Origin of the sequence: Microcella alkalica, from assembly GCF_014595885.1 — a bacterium.
Classification (GTDB): Bacteria; Actinomycetota; Actinomycetes; order Actinomycetales; family Microbacteriaceae; genus Microcella; species Microcella alkaliphila_B.
This window is the reverse complement of the sequence record NZ_JABUKC010000001.1, coordinates 138,327-157,560: the sequence shown is the minus strand read 5'-3', so window position 1 is coordinate 157,560 and position 19,234 is coordinate 138,327. Positions and strand designations below refer to the sequence as shown.

Sequence of the window (19,234 nt, the reverse complement as noted above, 5' to 3'; positions counted from 1 at the left end):
CTAGACACCGTTACCTGACCGTTATACATTCAGAGAGCGTCAGTTGTTTGCTGTGGCGACTGCCGCGGAATGTGATTGCAGGACACTCTTGGTGCAAGGGAGAGGCCCGGTCGCTCGCCTCGGCGGCCGGGCCTCTGTCATGCCCGGGTGTACTCCCTCTGCCAGGCCCGGGCGAGTGCCCGGACGACCGCGATCCTCGTGATCGGCACGCGCGCATCGCTCACGATGCTCATGCGCGTGCATAGAGTTGTCGCATGACCGACAAGTCGCTCGCCATCGACGCCTGGGAGGCGCTGTTCCGCGCCCAGGTCTCGGTGCTGCGGCAGCTCAACGCCGAGTTCCCGTCGAGCGAGATCTCGTTCACCGAGTACGACGTGCTGCTCAACCTCAGTCGGGCGCCCGAGCGCCGGATGCGCATCCGCGACCTCATCCCCCACCTGCTGCTCAGCCAGCCGAGCGTCTCGCGCCTCATCGACCGTCTCGCCGCCCGCGGGCTCGTCGAGAAGCTGCCCGACGAGAACGACGCTCGCGGCACCATCGTCGCGCTCACCTCCGACGGGTGGGAGCTCTTCAAGCGCGTCGCCGTCGTACACGCCGACTCGATCGCCCGCCGCGTCGGTGGCGCGCTCACCCCCGACGAGCTCGAGCAGCTCGCCGCGCTCTGCCGCCGGCTGCGCGGCTAGCGACCCGCCGCGAGCAGCGCGCGCAGGCGAGCGCGCCTCGCCCTCCGTGCGCGAACCAGCAGCGCCGGCACCTCGGCGGCTGCGGCGAACCCGCGCTGAGCCAGCCGGCGCCGCGCCGCGACGACGTCGGCGGCGACCTCGCCGGGGTAGCCGGGGCTCGACTCGAGCGACAGCAGCAGCAGGCGCCCGGCCAGCCCGACGTGGTCGACGAAGAGTCGGGCGATCGCGTAGCGCCGCGTGGGCATCCGACTCGGCGGGATCGGCAGCCCCAGGCCGCCGAACAGCCGACGCATCACGCCCTCCGCGCGGTAGCGATGCACGCTCGCCGCGAGCAGCTCCAGCTCGTCGTTTGTGATCACCGAGTGAAAGCGGTCGAGCAGCGCGCGCGTCTCCGACTCGGGGCGCGGGGCGTTCGCGCGCGGCCCGGCGCTGTCGTGCACGGCGAGCATCATCGTCAACACGCGATCGGTGATCGCCGCCTCGCGGCCGAAGACGAGCATCCGGTGCCGGCGCCGCCAGGCATCCTCGAACACGACGCGCGGGTCGGCGAAGAAGCCGGGGATGACCGGGAAGAGGTTCACCTGGGCGCCCGAGACCGGCTCCTCGATGGCGGCCGCCGCGGGCGGCAGCAGCGAGCGACCCCGCACGCGCGTCGGACGCCAGCCCTCCGCGCCGAGCGCCGCCAGCAGCGGCGCGCAAGCGTCGTGGTCGATGACGGCGTTGAGCGCGGGCCGCAGCGGCGGATCGCCGAGACCGTTCGCGGGGAACACGAGGAACCCGGTCAGCAGCAGCCGTGCGCCGGTCTCGTCGGCAAGATCGAGCAGTCGACGGAACGCCTCGTGCCGCGCGCGCTCGCGCGGGTCGTCGGACATCGGCCGCTCGACCAGGCGCTCGGGCGGCCGGAAGCCGGCGCCCGGCGCCCACCGCCGATCGCGGGGGTCGATCGAGCCCTGCTGGGCAGCCCCTGGAACCATCGGTCACCTCCCAGTGAGCGTAACCCCCGCGGCCCTAGCCTGGGCGCATGCCCGGCTCACCGACGATCGTGTGGCTGCGCGACGACCTGCGCATCGCCGACAATCCCGCCCTCAGCGCCGCCGTCGAGCGGGGCGGGCCCGTCATCGTGCTGTATCTGCTCGACGAGTCGTCGCCGGGGGTGCGGCCGCTCGGCGCCGCGAGCAGGTGGTGGCTGCATCACTCGCTCGCCCGGCTGGGTGAGGAGCTCTCCGAGCTCGGCGGCGCGCTGACCCTGCGGCGCGGGGAGGCCGCGGCGAGCATCCGCGCCCTGATCGACGAGACCGGCGCCGACGCCGTGCACTGGAACCGCCGCTACGGCGCGGCGCGCGAGACGGATGCCGCACTCAAGTCGAGCCTGACCGACGACGGCATCGAGGCGAAGAGCTTCCAGGCCTCGCTGCTGTTCGAGCCATGGAGCATCACGACCGGCAGCGGCGGCCCCTACGGCGTCTTCACCCCCTACTGGAAGGCGTGCCTCAGCCGACCCGAGCCGCGCGAGCCCCTGCCGGCGCCGACCCGCATCGACGGCCTCGCGCCCGGCGGCGACGCCCTCGACGACTGGACGCTGCTGCCGACCCGCCCCGACTGGGCCGGCGGGCTGCGCGAGACCTGGACGCCCGGCTCGGCCGGCGCCCACGACCGCCTGGAGCAGTTCGCCGAGACCGTGCTCGCCGATTACCACCGGCGCGACGAGCCCGCCCTGCACGCCACCAGCATGCTCAGCCCGCACCTGCGCTTCGGCGAGATCAGCCCGTTCGAGGTGTGGCACCGGCTACGGCACGGCTTGGACGCGGCGGCCCTGCGCAACCGCGAGAAGTTCCTCAGCGAGATCGGCTGGCGGGAGTTCAGCTACCACATCCTCTTCCACCACCCCGACCTGGCGACGCGCAACTATCGCGCCGACTTCGACCACTTCCCGTGGACGTCGCCCGCGGAGGACGAGCTGGATCGGTGGCGGCACGGGCGCACGGGCATCCCCATCGTCGACGCGGGCATGCGGCAGCTGTGGCACTCCGGCTGGATGCACAACCGGGTGCGGATGATCACCGCGAGCTTCCTCGCGAAGAACCTGCAGGTCGACTGGCGCATCGGCGAGCAGTGGTTCTGGGACACGCTCGTCGACGCCGACGAGGCCAGCAACGCCGCCTCGTGGCAGTGGGTCGCCGGGTCGGGGGCCGACGCCGCGCCGTACTTCCGCGTCTTCAACCCCGAGCTGCAGGCCGCGAAGTTCGACCCGCGCGGCGAGTACGTGCACCGGTGGGTTCCTGAGGCCGGCACCGACGCCTACCCCGAGCCGATGGTCGATCTCAAGGCGTCGCGGCAGGCCGCCCTCGACGCCTACGAGGCGGTCAAGGCCGCCAAGCAGGCACGGGATGCCGCCGAACGATGAGAACCCTCTCACCTCCGCCTCCTTCGCGTCTCATCGAGGCGCCCGAGTCTTGAGTCATCGGGAGGGCAGCCCCCTCCCCCCTCAGACCCGAAACCGACAGAAGGAGAGCATCATGCAGAAGAAGACCTGGATCGCCGTCAGCGCCGCCTCGGCCCTCGGCATCGGCGTCATCGCCGGCGGCGCCGTCGCCACCGCGAACGCGATGGAGCTGACGAGCGACGACACCCGCGTGCCCGGCCTGACGAACGTCGACGACGTGCGCGGCGACGACTCGCGCGGCAGCGCCGACGTCACCTTCGACGTCACGAGCGACAGCATCGTGACCCCCGACCCCGCGACGAGCGCCTCGCCGGTCACGCCCGCGACGCCCGCGACGCCGGTCACGCCGGCCTCGGTCGTCACGCCGCCGACGCCCGCGTCGCCGGTGTCGCCCGTGACGCCGCCGTCGCCGGTCAGCCCCGCCTCGCCCGTGACCCCGGCCTCGCCGGTCTCGGTCGACGACGACGGCGACGACGACTAGTCGCCCCGACCCGCGTCGCCGCGATTCGGGCGCGGACGGCGCACCCCGAGAACCGCCTCGCTCCCCCAGGGGGGCGAGGCGGTTCGCCTGTGCGGGGCGAGTCGTGCGGGCGGGCATACTGCTCGCATGACCCCGCCGCCCGCGCCGGCATCGGATGCCCGGCGCCCGCGCCTCGGACCGCTCCCGCTCGCGCTCACCGCGATCGTCTCGGTGCAGTTCGGCAACGCGCTCGCCGGCACGACCTTCGCCGAGGTCGGCGCCCTCGGCGCAGCATCCCTTCGCCTGCTGCTCGCGGCGGCGATCCTGCTCATCGTGCTCCGCCCGTCGGTGCGGGGATGGTCGCGGCGGGTGTGGGCGGGCGTGCTCGCCCTCGGCGTGGGGCTCGCCGGCATGAACGCGCTCATCTACCTGGCGATCGAGCGGGTGCCGATCGGCGTGGCCGTCGCCGTCGAGCTCATCGGCCCGCTCGCCGTGGCCGTCGCCGGGGCGCGCCGCGCCCGCGACCTGCTGTGGGTCGCGCTCGCCGCGGTCGGCGTCGGGATGCTCGCAGTCGACAGCGACGGAGCGATCGGCCTGCTCGGTCTCGTGCTCGCCGGTGGCGCGGCCGCGTTCTGGGCGCTCTACATCGTCGCGTCGGCGCGACTGGGCGCGACGAGCGTGCGCGGGGTCGACGGGCTCGCCGTCGCGATGGTCGTCGCCGCCGTCATCGTCGTGCCGCTCGGCGCTGCGCCCGCGGCCGCCGCCGTCGTCGCGGATCCGTGGCTGATTGCCGCCTTCGCCGGCATCGCCGTCATGACCTCGGCGCTGCCCTACGCGCTCGAGTTCATCGCCCTCAAGTCGATGCCGACCAGGCTCTTCGGCGTGCTCTCGAGCCTCGGCCCCGTCGTGGCCGCGCTCGCCGGCCTCATCGTGCTCGGGCAGCTGCTGACGCCCCTGCAGCTCGCCGCGATCGTGGTGATCATCGCGGCGAGCGCAGGGGCGGTGCGGTCGGCGAGCCGGTCGTAGACGCCGCTCAGCGCGGCTCGGCGGGCGGCCGGCCGCCGATGCGACTCACCGCGATGGCCGCCACCCGCTGCCCCTCACGAGCGGCGTGCGCGAGGTCAGCCCCGGCGAGGCGTGCGGCGAGGAACCCGGCGGTGAACGAGTCGCCCGCCCCCGTCGGGTCGACCGTGGGCACGCGCTCGACCTCGAGCGGCACGACGCGCGCCGTGCCGTCGGCACGACGCTCGGCCACGGTGACCCCTGCCGCGCCGCACGTCAGCACGACCGCCGGTGCGAGGTCGAGCAGCGCCTCGGCGACGAGCGCAGGTGGCGCGTCGCCCCCGAGCCCCGCGAGCAGGCGGCCCTCGTCGAGGTTGGGCCGTAGCACGTCGACGCCCGCGATCGCGGCGCGGAACGCCTCGACGCCGTGGTCGGCGATGAACCCCACCGAGCTGGGGTCGAGCGTGACGGCGGATCCGGCCGCGTGCGCGCGCTCGAGCAGCTCGCGCAGCGCGCGGGCCGAGAGGGCGTCGACGAGCGAGTAGCCGGTCAGGTGCAGGATGCCCGCGGCCTGCAGCAGGGCATCCGTCACCTGATCGGGGTGGAGGCCCGCATTCGCGCCCCGATCGGTGAGCATCGTGCGCTGCTGGCCCTCGACGAGGATGACGATCGTGCCGGTGGGGCGCTCCGGATCTTCGTGCAGGTGCGCGGCGACGCCCGTCACGGCGAGCTCGCGCGCATGGCGCTCGGCGTCGCCGGCCCCCACTCGCCCGACGAAGTCGACCGCCGCACCGAGCCAGCCGAGCCACGCCGCCGAGTTCGCCGCGCTGCCGCCCGGCTGCCGCGTGATGCGCGAGACCGTGTCGGTGTCGGCGCGGATCGGGCCCGAGGGCACGACGATGATGTCGTCGATGACGTCGCCCACGAGCAGGGCGCGCGAGCCGGCCACGGTCGTCGGCGCCGGCGTCAGGCGGCCTGGTGCGCGGCCCACGCGGTCGCGATGCGACCGGCGACGCGCACGTTGTTGCGGGCCAGGTCGAGGTTCACCTCGAGGCTGCGCCCGCCGGAGAGCTCGACGATGGTGCCCAGCAGGAACGGCGTGACCGCCTTGCCGGTGACGCCCGCGGCGTCGGCGAGCGCGAACGCCTCGGCGAGCACGCGGTCGTGCTCGGCCGGATCCCACGCCTTATCGGCGGGCACGGGGTTCGCCACGACGATGCCCTGCCGGTGGCCGAGCGCGTCGTGCGCGGCCATGACGGCGGCGACCTGGCTCTCGTCCTCCACCGACCAGTCGAGCGTGAAGGCGCTCTCGCGCAGCCAGAAGCTCGGGAAGACCGTCGTGCCCAGCCCGATGACCGGCACCGAGTAGGTCTCGAGCCGCTCGAGCGTCGCGGCGATGTCAAGCACGCTCTTCACACCGGCCGAGACGACCGTGATCGGGGTGACGGCGAGCGTCGAGAGGTCGGCCGACTCGTCGAAGGTCTCGCTCGCGCCGCGGTGCACGCCGCCGAGCCCGCCGGTGGCGAAGACGCGGATGCCCGCCATCGCCGCCAGATGCGCCGTCGCCGCGACGGTGGTCGCCCCGCTCGCGGCGCGGGCCGCGAGAATGGGCAGGTCGCGCACGCTGGCCTTCGCCATCTCGTCGTCGGAGATGCGCCGCACCCCCTCCGCGTCGAGGCCGATCTGCGCGACGCCGTCGAGCACCGCGATCGTCGCGGGCGTGACGCCCTGATCGCGGAGGAGCTGCTCGAACTCGAGCGCCGCCTCGTGGTTGCGGGGCCGCGGGAGGCCGTGGCTGATGATGGTCGACTCGAGGGCGACGACCGGCCGACCGGCGGCGAGCGCCGCGGCCACCTCGTCGGAGAGCTGCAGGGGCTGGGTCACCGAGTCAGGCTACTCCGCGCGCCGCACGGCGGCTGAGCCTCGTTGTCGTGGCCCCCGAGGTCGGCGACGTCGCCCACGTCGGGTGCGGGCCCCGCGACCGTGACCCCGTGTGACGCCCCGACCTGCGCCGACCGCGCGCGCCGCCTAGCGTGGTGCGCACGATGAGCTCGCGCGCAGCATCCGCCCCCGCCGACCGCCCGACCGCCGAACCCGCCGCCCCGCCCGCGAGCGTGCACGACGCCCGCCGTTACCCGGTGCCGCCCGCCTTTGCGGCGCGCGCGAACGTGACCGCCGCCGACCTCGCCGCGCTGCCCGCCGACGCGCAGGCCTTCTGGGAGCAGCAGGCCCACCGCCTGCCCTGGTCGCGGCTCTGGGCGAGCGTGCACGAGTGGGTGCCGCCGAGCGACGACGACCCGGCGAGCCCCCGCGCGACCTGGTTCGCTGGCGGCGCCCTCAACGCGAGCGTCGTGTGCGTCGACCAGCACGTCGCCGCCGGCCGAGGCGACCGGGTCGCGCTGCACTTCGAGGGCGAGCGCGGCGACCGCGAGACCGTCACGTACGCCGAGCTGCAGCGCCGCGTCGCGCAGGCCGCGCACGCGCTCGAGTCGCTCGGTGTGACGGCCGGCGACCGCGTCGTCATCTACCTGCCGGTGCTCGTCGAGACGGTCGTCGCGGCCCTCGCCGTCGCCCGCATCGGCGCCGTGCACTCGCTCGTCTTCGGCGGCTTCTCGGCCGAGGCACTGCGGTTCCGCGTCGCCGACACCGGCGCGAGGGTCGTCATCGCGAGCGACGGGCAGTTCCGCCGCGGCGCCGCCGTCGGCGTGAAGCGCATCGTCGACGAGGCCGTCGCCGGGCTCGACCACGTCGAGCACGTGCTCGTCGTGCGACGCACGGGCGAGGCCGACGTGCCGTGGACGCCCGGTCGCGACGTCTGGTGGCACGAGGCGGTGGATGCTCAGCCCGAGCAGCACGCGGCTCCCGAGCTCGACGCCGAGCATCCCCTGTTCATCACGTACACGAGCGGCACCACGGGGCGGCCGAAGGGCGTCGTGCACACGACCGGCGGCTACCTCGTGCAGGCGAGCTGGTCGCACTGGGCGGCCTTCGACGCGAAGCCCGACGACGTGTACTGGTGCACCGCCGACCTCGCGTGGGTGACGGCGCACACGTACGTGCTCTACGGGCCGCTGTCGAACGGCGCGTCGATCGTCATCGCCGAGGGCTCGCCCGACCACCCGGCGCCGACGCGGCACGCCGAGATCATCGAGCGCCTCGGCGTGACCGTCTACTACACGGCGCCGACGCTCATCCGCACGTTCATGGCCCGGTTCCCCGAGGGCTTCCCTGCGTCATTCGACCTGTCGTCGATCCGGCTGCTCGGCACGGTCGGCGAAGCGATCAACCCCGAGGCCTGGGTCTGGTTCCACGCGCGCATCGGCGGTGGGCGCGCCCCGATCGTCGACACGTGGTGGCAGTCGGAGTCGGGCGCCGCGATCGTCGCGACCCTGCCCGGCGTGCACGAGGGGGTTCCGGGGGCGGCGGGCGTCGCGCTGCCGGGCCTGAGGGTGCGCGTCCTCGACGAGGCCGGCGCGGACGTCGCGCCCGGCGAGGGCGGGTACATCACGATCGAGGGCCGGTGGCCCGCGATGTCGCGCACCGTGTGGGGCGACCACGACCGGTATCGCGCCGCCTACTGGAGCCGTTTTCCCGGCCTGTTCTTCGCCGGCGACGGCGCGACGATCGACGAGCGCGGCTACGTGCGCCTACAGGGCCGCGTCGACGACGTCATCAACGTGTCGGGGCACCGGCTGTCGACGATCGAGATCGAGTCGACGCTCGTCGCGCACCCGCTCGTCGCCGAGGCCGGAGTCGTCGGGGTCGCCGACGCGGTGACGGGCCAGGCGGTCGCGGCGTTCGTCGTGCCCGTGTCCGCGCCGGTGGCCGCGGGCGCCGAGGAGCTCGACGTCGCGGCCTGGCGCGCGGCGGCAGCGGATGCCCGGGCCGAGCTGGCCGCGCACGTCGCGCGCGTCATCGGCCCGGTCGCGAAGCCGCGCCACGTGCTGCTCGTGCCCGACCTGCCGAAGACCCGTTCGGGCAAGATCATGCGCCGCCTGCTGGCAGATGTGCTCGACGGGCGCGAGCTGGGCGACACCACCTCGCTGCAGGACGAGTCAGTCGTGCCGGCGATCGCGACGATCGCGCGCGGGTAGCGGCGCGCACCGGCCCGCGCGCACGCCACGCGACTACGCTCGAGGCGTGCCCGAGCCGCTGCCCATCGACCCGCTCGCCGAGGCGCGTCGGCAGTGGGTCGCGCACGGCTGGGGCGACGCGGCCGACGGCATGACCCTCGTCACCTCGGTCATGCGCGCGCACCAGCTGCTGCTCGCCCGCGTCGAGGGCACGCTCAAGCGGTTCGACCTCTCGTTCGCCCGCTACGAGCTACTGCAGCTGCTGAGCTTCACGAAGGACGGCGTCATCCCGATGGCGAGCGCCACGGCGCGCCTGCAGGTGCACCCGACGAGCGTGACGAGCACCGTGCAGCGCCTCGAGCGTGATGGGCTCGTCGAGCGGCGGCCGCATCCGCGCGACGGTCGCGCCTCGATGCTGGTGCTGACGGATGCGGGCCGGGCCGCGGCCGCCGAGGCGACGGCGGCGCTCAACGCCGAAGTGTTCGCCGACCCGGGCATGCCGCGCGACGACGTCGCCGCGGTCGTGCGGGCGCTCGCCCGCTTCCGCGAGGCGGCCGGCGACTTCGTGACGCCGCCGCCGGCGCCCGAGCCGCTCTAGCCACCACGGGCGGCACGAGCCGCCCTCGCCCGGGGGGCGCGGGGTGCCGCCGAGGGAGAGGCGGGCCCCCTACCGGTGCTCGAACCGCGGCTCGCGCTTCTCGACGAAGGCGGCCATGCCCTCCTTCTGGTCGGCGAGCGCGAAGCCGGCGTAGAAGAGCTGCCGCTCGAAGCGCACGCCTTCAGCGAGCGAGGATTCGAAGGCTGCATTGACCGCCTCCTTCGCCGCCTGGGCGACGGGCTTCGACTTCGACGCGATCGTGGCGGCGAGGGCCATGGCCTCGTCGAGCAGCGATTCGGGGGCGACGACGCGCGCGACGAGGCCGGCGCGCTCGGCCTCGTGGGCATCCATGCGGCGCCCGGTGAGGATGAGCTCCATCGCCTTCGCCTTGCCGATCGCGCGGGTGAGGCGCTGGGTGCCGCCGATGCCGGGGATGACGCCGAGGTTGATCTCCGGCTGCCCGAACGACGCCGCCTCGGAGGCGATGATGAGGTCGCACAGCATGGCGAGCTCGCAGCCGCCGCCGAGCGCGAAGCCGTTGACGGCCGCGATGACGGGAGTGCGGGTGGCGGCGAGGGCGTCCCACCCGGCGAAGAGCCGGTCGCGGGAGACCTGGTCGTAGGTGGCGCTCGCCATCTCCTTGATGTCGGCGCCGGCGGCGAAGGCCCGCCCCGCGCCGGTGATGACGATCGCGCCGATGCCGGGGTCGGCATCCCACGCCCACACCTGCTCGACGACCTCGCGCATGAGCTGCGAGTTGAGTGCGTTGAGGGCGTCGGGCCGGTGCAGGGTGAGCAGGCCGACGCGGCCGCGCTGCTCGGTGAGGATCGTGCTGGGCTCGGTCATGCGGCTCCTCCGGGGTCGTCCGCCGCGGCGGCGCTGCGCGCGCGGATGTCGGTGATGATCGCCGAGAAGTCTCGCATCGCGCCGTCGCCCTCGGCGAAGCGCGCGTACAGCGCGGCGGCGAGCGATCCGGCCTCGGCGTGCGTGCCGGTCGCCTCGATGGCTCGCAGCGCGAGGCCGAGATCTTTGGCCATGAGGGCGCTCGCGAAGCCGGGCTCGTAGTCGCGGTTCGCGGGGCTCGCCGGGACGGGGCCCGGCACGGGGCAGTTGGTGGTGAGGGCCCAGCACTGTCCGCTCGCGTTCGCGGCGACCTCGAACAGGGCCTCGTTCGTCAGGCCGAGCCGCTCGCCGAGCACGAAGGCCTCGCTGACGGCGATCATCGACACCCCGAGGATCATGTTGTTGCACGTCTTCGCCGCCTGCCCGAGGCCGGGGCCGCCGCAGTGCACGACGCGCCGACCCATGCGCTCGAGCAGTGGTCGCGCTGCCTCGACGTCGGCCTCGTCGCCGCCGACCATGAAGGCGAGCGTCGCCGCCTCGGCGCCCATGACGCCGCCGGAGACGGGGGCGTCGACGCTGCGGTGCCCGGCGGCGACGGTGAGCTCGTGCGCGCGGCGGGCGTCGTCGACGGCGATCGTCGAGCAGTCGATGAAGAGCGTGCCGGGGGCGGCGAGGGCGAGCAGGCCGTCGCTGCCGTCGGCCGCCGTGCCGGTGTAGGCCCCCATGACGTGGCGGCCGACGGGCAGCATCGTGATGACGACGCCCGCCCCGGCGACGGCCGCGGCCGCCGACTCGGCGATCGGCACTCCGGCGACTCGCGCGTGCTCGACGGCGTGGGGAGACAGGTCGAAGCCCCGCACGTCGATGCCGGCACGGGCGAGGTTGGCGGCCATCGGCGCACCCATGTGCCCGAGGCCGATGAACGCGACCGCCGCGTGCTCGATCCCGGATGCGCTGCGCTCGGTCATGCCGCCTCCCACTCGCTCGTGCCGAATCTGACCCGCTCGGCGTCGGTGAGCGGCGCGAGCGCGGCCTCGACCTGTGCGGGGTCGACCTCGGCGAGCGTCGGCGGGCTCCACCGCGGCGAGCGATCCTTGTCGATGACTTGCGCGCGCACGCCCTCGGCGAAGTCGGGGGCGGCGAGGGCGCGCAGCGCGGCGCGGAACTCGAGCGCGAGCGCCGCTTCGAGCGACCCGGCGCGCGCGGAGCGGCGCAGCAGGGCGAGCGTGGTGGCGAGCGCGAGCGGCGATCGCTGCGCGAGGGCGTCGGCGGCGGCGAGGGCCGCTTCGGTGCCGGATGCGCGCATCCGCTCGATCATGACGGCCACGTCGTCGCCGGCGTAGGCCGCGTCGATCCACGCGCGTTCGGCGAGCAGCGGGGCCGCGGGTGCCGGTTCTGCGTATTCGGCGAGCGTGGCGTCGACGGCCGCCGCCGGCTGCTCGGAGGGGTCGAGCACCTCGAGGGCGGCGACGACCTCGGGCAGGCGGGTGCTGGGAACGTGCAGGTCGGCGAGCCCGACCGCGATCGCGTCGCCCGCCCCCACCATCGCGCCGGTGAGCGCGAGGTGCGTGCCGAGCTCACCGGGCGCGTGCGCGAGCAGCCATGAGCCGCCGACGTCGGGCACGAAGCCGATGCCGGTCTCGGGCATGCCGACGCGCGAGCGCTCGGTGACGATGCGGTGCGAGCCGTGGGCGGAGACGCCGACGCCGCCGCCGAGCACGATGCCGTCCATGAGGGCGACGTAGGGCTTCGAGTAACGGGCGATGCGCGCGTTGAGGGCGTACTCGTCGCGCCAGAAGGCGGCCGCGCCGGCGCCGCCGCCGCTGCGGGCCTCGGCGTGGAGGCCGACAATGTCGCCGCCGGCGCACAGCCCGCGCTCGCCGGCGCCGACGATGGCGACGGCGCGCACGTCGTCGCGCGCCGCCCACTCGTCGAGCGCCGCACGCAGCATGACGACCATGCCGTGGGTGAGCGCGTTGAGGGCGCGCGGCCGATTGAGCGTGAGCAGCCCGAGGGAGCCGCGCACCTCGACGATGACCTCTGGCTCGCCGCCGGAGGCGTCGTCGTCGACGTCGGTCGCGGCCCGCGCCGCGCTGCCGGTCACGACGCCTTCTCGAGCACGCTGCGGCCGATGATGAGCTTCATGATCTCGTTCGTGCCCTCCAGGATCTGGTGCACCCGCAGGTCGCGCACGACCTTCTCGATACCGTACTCGGCGAGGTAGCCGTAGCCGCCGTGCAGCTGCAGGGCGGCGTTGGCGGCCGTGAAGGCGACGTCGGTGGCGAAGCGCTTCGCCATCGCGCAGTGCGCGGCGACGTCGGGATGCCCGGTGTCGATCGACTGCGCGGCGCTGCGCAGCAGCAGGCGGGCGGCCTGCAGCTCCGTCTCCATGTCGGCGATCGTGAACACGAGCGACTGCTGCTCCGACAGCGGCTTGCCGAAGGCGCGGCGGGTGCGGATGTGCTGCACCGCGCGGTCGAGCGCCCACTGCGCACCGCCGAGCGAGCACGCGGCGATGTTGAGGCGACCGCCGTTGAGGGCCTTCATGGCCATCGTGAAGCCCTGCCCCTCGCCGCCGAGACGGTCGGCGGCGGGCACGCGCACCCCGTCGAGAATGACCGCGCGGGTCGGCTGGGCGTTCCAGCCCATCTTGACCTCGTTGGCCCCGAACGACAGCCCGGCGGCGTCGGAGGGCACGATGAAGGCGGTGATGCCGGCGGGGCCCGGCTCGCCAGTGCGAGCCATGACGATGTAGACGTCGGTGCTGCCGGCGCCGGAGATGAACTGCTTGACGCCGGTGAGCACGTACTCGTCGCCGTCGCGCACGGCGCGCGTGGAGAGCGCGGCCGCGTCCGAGCCGGCGTCGGGCTCGGTGAGGCAGTAGCTGCCGAGGTGCTCCATGCTCGCGAGCCGTGGCACCCACCGCTCGCGCTGGGCCCCGTCGCCGAAGGTGTCGATCATCCACGCGACCATGTTGTGGATGGAGATGTAGGCGGCGATCGTCACGTCGCCCTTGGCGAGCTCTTCGAAGATGAGCGCCGCGTCGGCGCGCGTGAGGCCGGCTCCCCCGACGTCCTCCGAGACGTAGATGCCGCCGAAGCCGAGCTCGCCCGCGCCGCGGATCACGTCGACGGGGAAGTGCTTGGTGCGATCCCACTCGATCGCGTGCGGCTCGAGCTCGTGCCGCGCGAAGTCGCGCACCATGTCGACGAGTGCGGCCTGCTCGTCGGTGAGCGCGTGGGCGGGCGCCGCCATGGGCGCGTCGTTGAGCAGCGTCATCGGCTGACCTTTCCGGTGAGGGATGCCACGGGCCGCAGCAGCACGGGGCGCGCGAGCAGCCAGGCCGCCGCCATGACGACGAGGCTGCCCGCGAAGACGGCGACGCCGACCCACGAGTCGTCGTCGCGCGCGGCGTACATGTGGTTGAGGTTGCGCACGGCGCCGGTGGAGAGCACGAGCGCGACGTGCACGACGATGAAGGCGACGAAGACGAGCATCACCGGAAAGTGCACGACGCGCGCCCACTCGAGGGGGAAGGCGCGGTTGAGGCGCGGCGCGTTCGCGGGCCAGGCGCCGGACATCCGCAGGCCCGTGATGATGGCGAGCGGCGTCACGACGAAGACGATCGCGAAGTAGCTCAGCTGCTGCAGGCTGTTGTAGTTGACCCAGCCGTTCTCGGTGGGCCAGTCGAGCGAGAGGTACTGCAGCAGCGCCGAGGCGGCGTTCGGCACGACCTCCCACGTGGTCGGCACGATGCGCACCCAGTGGCCGGTCGCGAACGCGAGCACAAGGAAGACGATGCCGTTGATGACGAGCAGCGCGTCGAGGGTGAGGTGCAGCCAGAGCTCGAGCGTGATCCTCCGCGGCGGGTTCTTCGTGCGCACGAGGCCGGAGTTGTCCCTCGTCCAGTGCCCGGCGGGGCGCTTCGTCGTGCGCACCTGCCAGCCGGTGCGGATGATGAGCAGCAGGAACAGGCTCGACAGGAAGTGCGTGGCGTTGAGCCACACCGGCAGCCCGACGGGCGCGCCCTGCGGCAGCTCGGTCTCGCCGGGGTTCTCGGCGATGAACTGCTGCACGCCGGGCAGCTCGCGCAGCGCGCGGGCGGCGACGACGAGCAGCACGAGGCCCACGATCGCGGCGAGGATGCTCAGCGCGGCCCTGCGCGAGACCCGCGGGCCGCGCCCGCCCCCGCTGGCGCCTGCCCTGCCGCGCGCCGCGCTCGGGCGCCCCGTCATCGCGCTCACGCCGACCGCCGCGACTGCAGGGCGTCGAGCAGCTGCGGCACGACGGTGAAAACGTCGCCGACGACGCCGAAGTCGGCGACCTCGAAGATCGGCGCCGAGGCATCCGTGTTGATCGCGACGATCGTCTTCGCCGTCTGCATGCCGGCCTTGTGCTGGATCGCGCCGGAGATGCCGAGGGCGATGTAGAGGTCGGGGGCGACGGTCGTGCCGGTCTGGCCGACCTGGGCGGCGTGGTCGATGTAGCCCGCGTCGACGGCGGCGCGCGAGGCGCCGACGGCGCCGCCGAGCGCGTCGGCGAGCTGCTCGACGAGCGCGAACTTCTCGGGTGAGCCCAGCCCGCGGCCGCCGGCGACGACGACCTTCGCGGTGCGCAGCTCGGGCCGGCCGGAGGGGCGCACGGGGGTCGACGACTCGATCGTCGCGGCGGCGCCGCTCACCTCGACGGTCAGCCTCTCGACGGCGGGTGCCTCGACGGCCGCGGCGCGCGCGTCGATCGCGCCGGGGCGCACGGTCACGATCGGCAGGCCTCCCTCGATGGTCGACGTCGTCGCGTAGGCGCCGCCGAACACGGAGTGCGCGGCGACGACGCGGTCGCCGTCGCGCGTCACCCCGACGGCGTCCCACGCGAGGGCGCCGCCGACGCGCACGGCGAGCCGGCCCGCGACGTCGCGGCCGTCGACGGAGTGGGCGAGCAGCACGACGCTGGGCTGCTCGCGGTCGATCGCCGCGGCGAGCGCGGAGACCTGCGGGGTCGCGATGACCGACCCGACCTCGGCGGCCTCGGCGACGACGACGCGGGCAGCACCCGCGCGCCCCAGAGCGGCGACAAGGGCCGCGGTGTCGCTGCCGGGCGCGACGGTGATGACGGCGACGGGCTCGCCGAGCACGGTGGCCGCGCCGAGCAGCTCGGCGGCCGCGTCGGTGGGGGCGCCGTCGGCGGTGAGCTCGATGTGGACGAGAGCGGCGGTCATGGCGTCCTCCTAGACGAGTCGCTGCTGGGCCAGGTAGTCGGCGAGGCGCTGACCGGCCGACCCGTCGTCGACGATGGGCTCGGCTCCGGTGCGGCCGGGGCGCGGCTCGCAGCTCAGAACGACCGAGGCGGCGCGGGGGGTCGCATCGGCGGCGAGCCCGAGGTCGGCGAGCGAGTGGGAGGCGACGGGCTTCTTCTTGGCGCCCATGATGCCCTTGAACGAGGGGAACCTCGGCTCGGGCATCCCCTCGGTGATCGAGACGACGGCGGGCAGGGCCGCGCTCACGACGCTCGTGGCGGTCTCGGTCGCGCGCTCGCCGCGCACGCGGCCGCCCTCGACGACGAGGTCACTGATGAAGGTGAGGGCGGGCAGGCCCAGGTGCTCGGCGAGCATGGCCGGCAGCATGCCGCCGCGCCCGTCGGTGGACTCGTTGCCCGCGATGATGAGGTCGGCACCCGCGTCGCGCAGGGCGGCGGCGATCGTCGCGGCGGTCGTCATCGCGTCGGCGCCGGCGAGCGCGTCGTCGACGAGGTGGATGCCCGAGTCGGCGCCCATGGAGAGCGCCTTCTTGATCGCGCCCGTCGATTCGCCCGGACCCATCGTCAGCGCGACGACCTCGATGCTCTTGTCGCTGTCCTTGAGCGCGAGGGCGGCCTCGAGGGCCCGCTCGGTGATCTCGTCCACGACCCGCTCGCTCGCGGAGCGATCGAGCCGACCCGTTGCGGGGTCGAGCACGCGCTCCTCCCAGGTGTCGGGCACGTGCTTGATCAGGACGATGATCCTCATGGGAACTCCCTCGTTCTGCGCTCTCGCGAGCGCGGCGCCTTGTGGGCGCGCCTCACGATACTCGGGAGGCCGAGGAAATGCTAGGGGTTCCTGCTATCTTGGCGAGGTGCTCGACGCCGCGCCCGGCACGGAGCCGTGCGCCGCCCGCTGCAGTCGATCGCGGATCGCCGCCGCAATGCCCTCGCCGCTCGGGGTGACGGCGACGACCCGCCCCAGCCCGCGCGCGTCGGCGTCGCGCAGCGCCGCGTACAAACGCTGCGCGTACTGCTCCGCGGTCGCGGGCGAGGCGAGCCGCACGACGCCCTCGGGAGTCGCGACGTCGGCGAGCGCGATGAGCCCGTCACCGGGGCGAGGCTCGACGTCGAGCACGACCGCCGCGGTCGGCGCGTAGTGCGAGGCGAGCGACCCGCTCACGCGGATGCGCTCGTGCCGCTCGCCCAGCGCGAGGCCCGTGGTCGCCTCGATCACGGCGCCCGTCACCGCCCCCGGGCGCAGGATGACCGGCGCGGGCCCGGTGCAGTCGACGATCGTCGACTCGATGCCGACGTGCGACGGCTCGCCCTCGACGACCAAGTCGCCCGGCTCGAGGTGCGCACCGAGCTCGTCTCGCACCGCCTGCGCCGTCGTCGGCGAGACCCGCCCGAACCGGTTCGCGCTCGGCGCGGCCACGCCGCGCCCGCCGAGCGCCTCGAAGGCACGCAGCAGCTCGAGCGCCACTGGGTGGCTCGGCACCCGCACGCCGACCGTGGGCTGCCCGCCCGTCACGGCGTCGGGCACGATCGGCGACCGCGGCAGGATCAGCGTGAGCGGGCCGGGCCAGAACGCCGCGGCGAGGGCGCGAGCGTAGTCGGGCACGTCGATCGCGAGCGTGTCGAGCAGGGCGGGGTCGCTGACGTGCACGATGAGAGGGTGGTCGGCCGGGCGGCCCTTGGCGGCGAAGATGCGGGCGACCGCGGCCGGATCCAGCGCATTCGCCCCGAGCCCGAAAACCGTCTCGGTGGGGAAGGCCACCAGGCGGCCGTCAGCGAGGGCGCGGGCGGCGAGGGCGAGGTCGCCGGAGGAGTCGGGGAGGTCGGGGGCGTGCATCCCCTCGATTATCGCGCGAACGACGAAGGCCCCCGCTGAGCGAGGGCCTTCCTGCGGCTCGGAAGCCGTCTGCGCGCCCGAAGGGACTCGAACCCCTAACCTTCTGATCCGTAGTCAGATGCTCTATCCATTGAGCTACGGGCGCACTGTCACCGGAGCGACTGAGCGAGCATATCAGCGACGCGGGAGGGTCGCGAATCGAGTCGGCGGTGCGCCCTGGGGCGTGACGACGACTGCGGCGCTCCCCCGCGCGCCCGCGCGCGCCGGGGCCCGCGCTCCTCCTACTCTCGGAACCGTGCAGGACCCTACGACGTCCCGGGGCCAGGATGCGCCGATGTTTGACGACCACCCGCTCGTATCGCCGCGAGCGACGAGTCTCTTCCTGCAGGGTGCCACGCTCGCGCTCTTCGCCATCAGCACCGTCATCCTGCTCGTCGTCGATGCGGGGGCCGTCTCGACGCCGGCCTTCCTCGTCGGTGCAACGCTGATCCTCGCGGCATCGGCGATGCTCGTCCTTCCCGGTTTCGACTCACCGCGCTACCGGCCGTGGATGTTCGCGATGCCCTTCCTCGACGTTGCAGGCGTCGCGGTGCTCCGCTTCGCCGATGGGGGTGCGACGACGAGCGCTCTCCTGCTGCTGCTCGCCCTGCCCGCGGCGTGGATCGGCCTCACGCGCAAGCGCGCTGCGCTCCTGCTCTTCGCGCCCGCGACGCTCACCGTCGGCACCGCCGACGTCATCCGGCTGCAGCAGGGCGTGCTGGACGAGCAGGGCGCCGATGCCGCCCTCATGTCGGCGATCGTGAGCCCGCTCGTGCTGGTCGTCGCGGCGTGCATCGCCTACGCGATCGCCTCGGTGCTCTCCGGCAGGCAGGACGAGCTCGGAGCGGAGCAGCGTCGACGGGCCGACGCGACGCGCGACATCGAGCGGACGCGTCGCCTCCTCGACACCGTGCTCGATCAGCTCGACGTCGGCGTCATCGTCTTCTCGCCCGCAGGGGAGCCGATCCTCATGAATCGCGTGCTGCGAGAGAGCCCCGACCTCTCGGCCGACGGACGTGACCCGTGACTGTCGTTCGGCGAGGTGCGGGCCTTCGAGATGGACCGCGTTACCCCGATCGCCGCGGAGGAGTCCTCCTTCCAGCGCGTGCTGCGCGGCGACACGCTGCGCGACCGACTGGTGTGGGTGGGCCCTCCCGCCGGCCGTCAGAGCGCCCTTTCGATCTCCGGCGGACCGGTGCACACCGAGTCGGGGGAGCACCTCGCGAACGTGCTCGTCATCAACGACGTCACGGCGTACCTCCAGGCGCTCGAGTCGAAGGACGTCTTCATCGGCACCGTCTCGCACGAGTTGCGCACACCCCTCACGACGATGCGCGGCTTCTTGGACATCCTGCTCGAGCGCCGCGAGGAGTTCGGCGAGGAGGTCGCCGGGTATCTCGAGGTCATGGAGCGCAGCGTGCAGCGTCAGCAGCTGCTCGTGCGCGACCTGTTGACCGTCGCCGGCTCACGGCGGGCTCCGATCGCCCTCGACCGGCAGCCCGTCGATCTCGTCCGGGTCGTCCAGGAGGCGGTCGGCGCCGTGCGTGCGGAAGCGGAGCGGAAGGGCGTGCAGCTCGCGTGCGAGCCTCCGGGGCATCCCGTCGCGGCGTCGGTCGACGCGCACCGGGTCTCCCAGGTGGTCGAGAACCTGCTGACGAACGCGATCCGCTACACCCCGGCGGGAGGCACGATCGACGTGGCACTCATCGAGGAGGGTGCCAGCGCAATCGTGCGGGTGCGCGACACTGGCATCGGCATCTCCGACGAGGACCAGGAGCGGCTCTTCGAGCAGTTCTTCCGCGCGCACGAGGCGCGCTCGGCGGCCATCCGGGGCATCGGGCTGGGCCTCGCGATCGTGCAGGCGATCGTCGAGGCGCACGGCGGCGAGGTGCTGGTCGAGAGCGCGGTCAGTCAGGGCACGACCGTCACCGTGCGGCTCCCCCGCGGCTGAGCCGCGCCGCAGGAGCGGCGGCGCGATGGAGAACACTCGCGCCGCAGGAGCGGCG

The 19,234-nt window shown here is 73.9% G+C and carries 19 protein-coding genes and 1 tRNA gene; 8 read left to right on the top strand and 12 right to left on the bottom strand.

The genetic code is table 11. From position 1 onward, the window contains the following. Positions 1–254: 254 nt before the first annotated feature. Positions 255–683 (top strand): MarR family winged helix-turn-helix transcriptional regulator, encoded by a 429-nt coding sequence (locus ID804_RS00730; protein ID WP_169077061.1) that lies wholly within the window; start codon positions 255–257, stop codon positions 681–683. On the opposite strand, the gene ID804_RS00725 is transcribed toward ID804_RS00730, so the two are convergent. Continuing rightward, the gene (locus tag ID804_RS00725; RefSeq protein ID WP_169077060.1) at positions 680–1,657 is read right to left on the bottom strand and encodes a hypothetical protein; all 978 of its coding nucleotides are present in this window, start codon (positions 1,655–1,657) and stop codon (positions 680–682) included. The two genes, ID804_RS00730 and ID804_RS00725, sit on opposite strands and share 4 nt — an antisense overlap. 47 nt (positions 1,658–1,704) lie before the next feature. Here ID804_RS00725 and ID804_RS00720 point away from each other — a divergent pair, with 47 nt between their 5' ends. The 3 genes from ID804_RS00720 to ID804_RS00710 all read left to right on the top strand — a co-directional run bounded on the left by ID804_RS00720 (position 1,705) and on the right by ID804_RS00710 (position 4,612). After that, complete coding sequence (locus ID804_RS00720; RefSeq protein WP_169077059.1) at positions 1,705–3,087, top strand: cryptochrome/photolyase family protein; 1,383 nt, start codon at positions 1,705–1,707, stop codon at positions 3,085–3,087. A 112-nt stretch (positions 3,088–3,199) separates the two neighbouring features. Continuing rightward, positions 3,200–3,607: a hypothetical protein gene (locus ID804_RS00715; protein ID WP_169077058.1), complete on the top strand. Its 408-nt coding sequence runs from the start codon at positions 3,200–3,202 to the stop codon at positions 3,605–3,607. A 126-nt stretch (positions 3,608–3,733) separates the two neighbouring features. Further along, positions 3,734–4,612, top strand: coding sequence for an EamA family transporter (locus tag ID804_RS00710; protein ID WP_169077057.1), 879 nt, complete (start codon positions 3,734–3,736; stop codon positions 4,610–4,612). A 7-nt stretch (positions 4,613–4,619) separates the two neighbouring features. On the opposite strand, the gene ID804_RS00705 is transcribed toward ID804_RS00710, so the two are convergent. Together ID804_RS00705 and ID804_RS00700 are read right to left on the bottom strand one after the other, a co-directional pair. Continuing rightward, positions 4,620–5,579, bottom strand: coding sequence for a carbohydrate kinase family protein (locus tag ID804_RS00705; protein ID WP_169077056.1), 960 nt, complete (start codon positions 5,577–5,579; stop codon positions 4,620–4,622). Beyond that, a complete protein-coding gene (locus ID804_RS00700; RefSeq protein WP_169077055.1) occupies positions 5,555–6,472 on the bottom strand; it encodes a pseudouridine-5'-phosphate glycosidase in 918 nt (305 codons plus the stop codon). The genes ID804_RS00705 and ID804_RS00700 overlap by 25 nt, the downstream gene beginning before the upstream one ends. Positions 6,473–6,633: 161 nt before the next feature. On the opposite strand from ID804_RS00700, the gene acs reads away from it, so the two are divergent. Beyond that, positions 6,634–8,682, top strand: a complete 2,049-nt coding sequence (acs, locus tag ID804_RS00695) for an acetate--CoA ligase (protein WP_169077054.1) — start codon at positions 6,634–6,636, stop codon at positions 8,680–8,682. A gap of 46 nt (positions 8,683–8,728) precedes the next feature. After that, complete coding sequence (locus tag ID804_RS00690; protein ID WP_317451124.1) at positions 8,729–9,259, top strand: MarR family winged helix-turn-helix transcriptional regulator; 531 nt, start codon at positions 8,729–8,731, stop codon at positions 9,257–9,259. Between the two features lie 69 nt (positions 9,260–9,328). Here ID804_RS00690 and ID804_RS00685 read toward each other — a convergent pair whose 3' ends face one another. The 9 genes from ID804_RS00685 to ID804_RS00645 all read right to left on the bottom strand — a co-directional run bounded on the left by ID804_RS00685 (position 9,329) and on the right by ID804_RS00645 (position 17,334). After that, positions 9,329–10,105: an enoyl-CoA hydratase gene (locus ID804_RS00685; RefSeq protein WP_169077052.1), complete on the bottom strand. Its 777-nt coding sequence runs from the start codon at positions 10,103–10,105 to the stop codon at positions 9,329–9,331. Beyond that, the gene (gene mmsB / locus ID804_RS00680) at positions 10,102–11,070 is read right to left on the bottom strand and encodes a 3-hydroxyisobutyrate dehydrogenase (protein ID WP_169077051.1); all 969 of its coding nucleotides are present in this window, start codon (positions 11,068–11,070) and stop codon (positions 10,102–10,104) included. The genes ID804_RS00685 and mmsB overlap by 4 nt, the downstream gene beginning before the upstream one ends. After that, entirely contained in the window at positions 11,067–12,206 is a 1,140-nt protein-coding gene (locus ID804_RS00675; RefSeq protein WP_317451123.1) for a 3-hydroxyisobutyryl-CoA hydrolase, read from the bottom strand. The genes mmsB and ID804_RS00675 overlap by 4 nt, the downstream gene beginning before the upstream one ends. Next, on the bottom strand, positions 12,203–13,381 hold the full coding sequence (locus tag ID804_RS00670; RefSeq protein ID WP_223158880.1) for an acyl-CoA dehydrogenase family protein: 1,179 nt from the start codon (positions 13,379–13,381) through the stop codon (positions 12,203–12,205). Before ID804_RS00670 ends, ID804_RS00675 begins: the two co-directional genes overlap by 4 nt. Beyond that, the gene (locus ID804_RS00665; RefSeq protein ID WP_169077741.1) at positions 13,378–14,337 is read right to left on the bottom strand and encodes a cytochrome b/b6 domain-containing protein; all 960 of its coding nucleotides are present in this window, start codon (positions 14,335–14,337) and stop codon (positions 13,378–13,380) included. The genes ID804_RS00670 and ID804_RS00665 overlap by 4 nt, the downstream gene beginning before the upstream one ends. 5 nt (positions 14,338–14,342) lie before the next feature. After that, complete coding sequence (locus ID804_RS00660) at positions 14,343–15,317, bottom strand: electron transfer flavoprotein subunit alpha/FixB family protein (protein WP_169077050.1); 975 nt, start codon at positions 15,315–15,317, stop codon at positions 14,343–14,345. A 9-nt stretch (positions 15,318–15,326) separates the two neighbouring features. Next, the gene (locus ID804_RS00655) at positions 15,327–16,103 is read right to left on the bottom strand and encodes an electron transfer flavoprotein subunit beta/FixA family protein (protein ID WP_169077049.1); all 777 of its coding nucleotides are present in this window, start codon (positions 16,101–16,103) and stop codon (positions 15,327–15,329) included. Between the two features lie 93 nt (positions 16,104–16,196). After that, positions 16,197–17,189, bottom strand: a complete 993-nt coding sequence (locus tag ID804_RS00650) for an L-threonylcarbamoyladenylate synthase (protein ID WP_169077048.1) — start codon at positions 17,187–17,189, stop codon at positions 16,197–16,199. A gap of 72 nt (positions 17,190–17,261) precedes the next feature. Beyond that, positions 17,262–17,334: transfer RNA gene (locus ID804_RS00645), tRNA-Arg, on the bottom strand. A 189-nt stretch (positions 17,335–17,523) separates the two neighbouring features. Between ID804_RS00645 and ID804_RS00640 the strand changes: the two genes are divergently transcribed. Both ID804_RS00640 and ID804_RS00635 read left to right on the top strand, forming a co-directional pair. Continuing rightward, positions 17,524–18,255: a hypothetical protein gene (locus tag ID804_RS00640; RefSeq protein ID WP_169077047.1), complete on the top strand. Its 732-nt coding sequence runs from the start codon at positions 17,524–17,526 to the stop codon at positions 18,253–18,255. A gap of 30 nt (positions 18,256–18,285) precedes the next feature. Continuing rightward, the gene (locus ID804_RS00635) at positions 18,286–19,179 is read left to right on the top strand and encodes a sensor histidine kinase (RefSeq protein WP_169077046.1); all 894 of its coding nucleotides are present in this window, start codon (positions 18,286–18,288) and stop codon (positions 19,177–19,179) included. The last annotated feature ends 55 nt before the right edge of the window (positions 19,180–19,234 follow it).

Bases quoted from the DNA above. Each gene is read 5' to 3' on its own strand.
- ID804_RS00665 (WP_169077741.1), bottom strand. From the start codon at position 14,337: ATGACGGGGCGCCCGAGCGCGGCGCGCGGCAGGGCAGGCGCCAGCGGG.
- ID804_RS00730 (WP_169077061.1), top strand. From the start codon at position 255: ATGACCGACAAGTCGCTCGCCATCGACGCCTGGGAGGCGCTGTTCCGC.
- ID804_RS00660 (WP_169077050.1), bottom strand. From the start codon at position 15,317: ATGACCGCCGCTCTCGTCCACATCGAGCTCACCGCCGACGGCGCCCCC.
- acs (WP_169077054.1), top strand. From the start codon at position 6,634: ATGAGCTCGCGCGCAGCATCCGCCCCCGCCGACCGCCCGACCGCCGAA.
- ID804_RS00655 (WP_169077049.1), bottom strand. From the start codon at position 16,103: ATGAGGATCATCGTCCTGATCAAGCACGTGCCCGACACCTGGGAGGAG.
- ID804_RS00725 (WP_169077060.1), bottom strand. From the start codon at position 1,657: ATGGTTCCAGGGGCTGCCCAGCAGGGCTCGATCGACCCCCGCGATCGG.
- ID804_RS00635 (WP_169077046.1), top strand. From the start codon at position 18,286: ATGGACCGCGTTACCCCGATCGCCGCGGAGGAGTCCTCCTTCCAGCGC.
- ID804_RS00640 (WP_169077047.1), top strand. From the start codon at position 17,524: ATGTTTGACGACCACCCGCTCGTATCGCCGCGAGCGACGAGTCTCTTC.
- ID804_RS00685 (WP_169077052.1), bottom strand. From the start codon at position 10,105: ATGACCGAGCCCAGCACGATCCTCACCGAGCAGCGCGGCCGCGTCGGC.
- ID804_RS00650 (WP_169077048.1), bottom strand. From the start codon at position 17,189: ATGCACGCCCCCGACCTCCCCGACTCCTCCGGCGACCTCGCCCTCGCC.
- ID804_RS00670 (WP_223158880.1), bottom strand. From the start codon at position 13,381: ATGACGCTGCTCAACGACGCGCCCATGGCGGCGCCCGCCCACGCGCTC.
- ID804_RS00720 (WP_169077059.1), top strand. From the start codon at position 1,705: ATGCCCGGCTCACCGACGATCGTGTGGCTGCGCGACGACCTGCGCATC.
- ID804_RS00710 (WP_169077057.1), top strand. From the start codon at position 3,734: ATGACCCCGCCGCCCGCGCCGGCATCGGATGCCCGGCGCCCGCGCCTC.
- ID804_RS00715 (WP_169077058.1), top strand. From the start codon at position 3,200: ATGCAGAAGAAGACCTGGATCGCCGTCAGCGCCGCCTCGGCCCTCGGC.
- mmsB (WP_169077051.1), bottom strand. From the start codon at position 11,070: ATGACCGAGCGCAGCGCATCCGGGATCGAGCACGCGGCGGTCGCGTTC.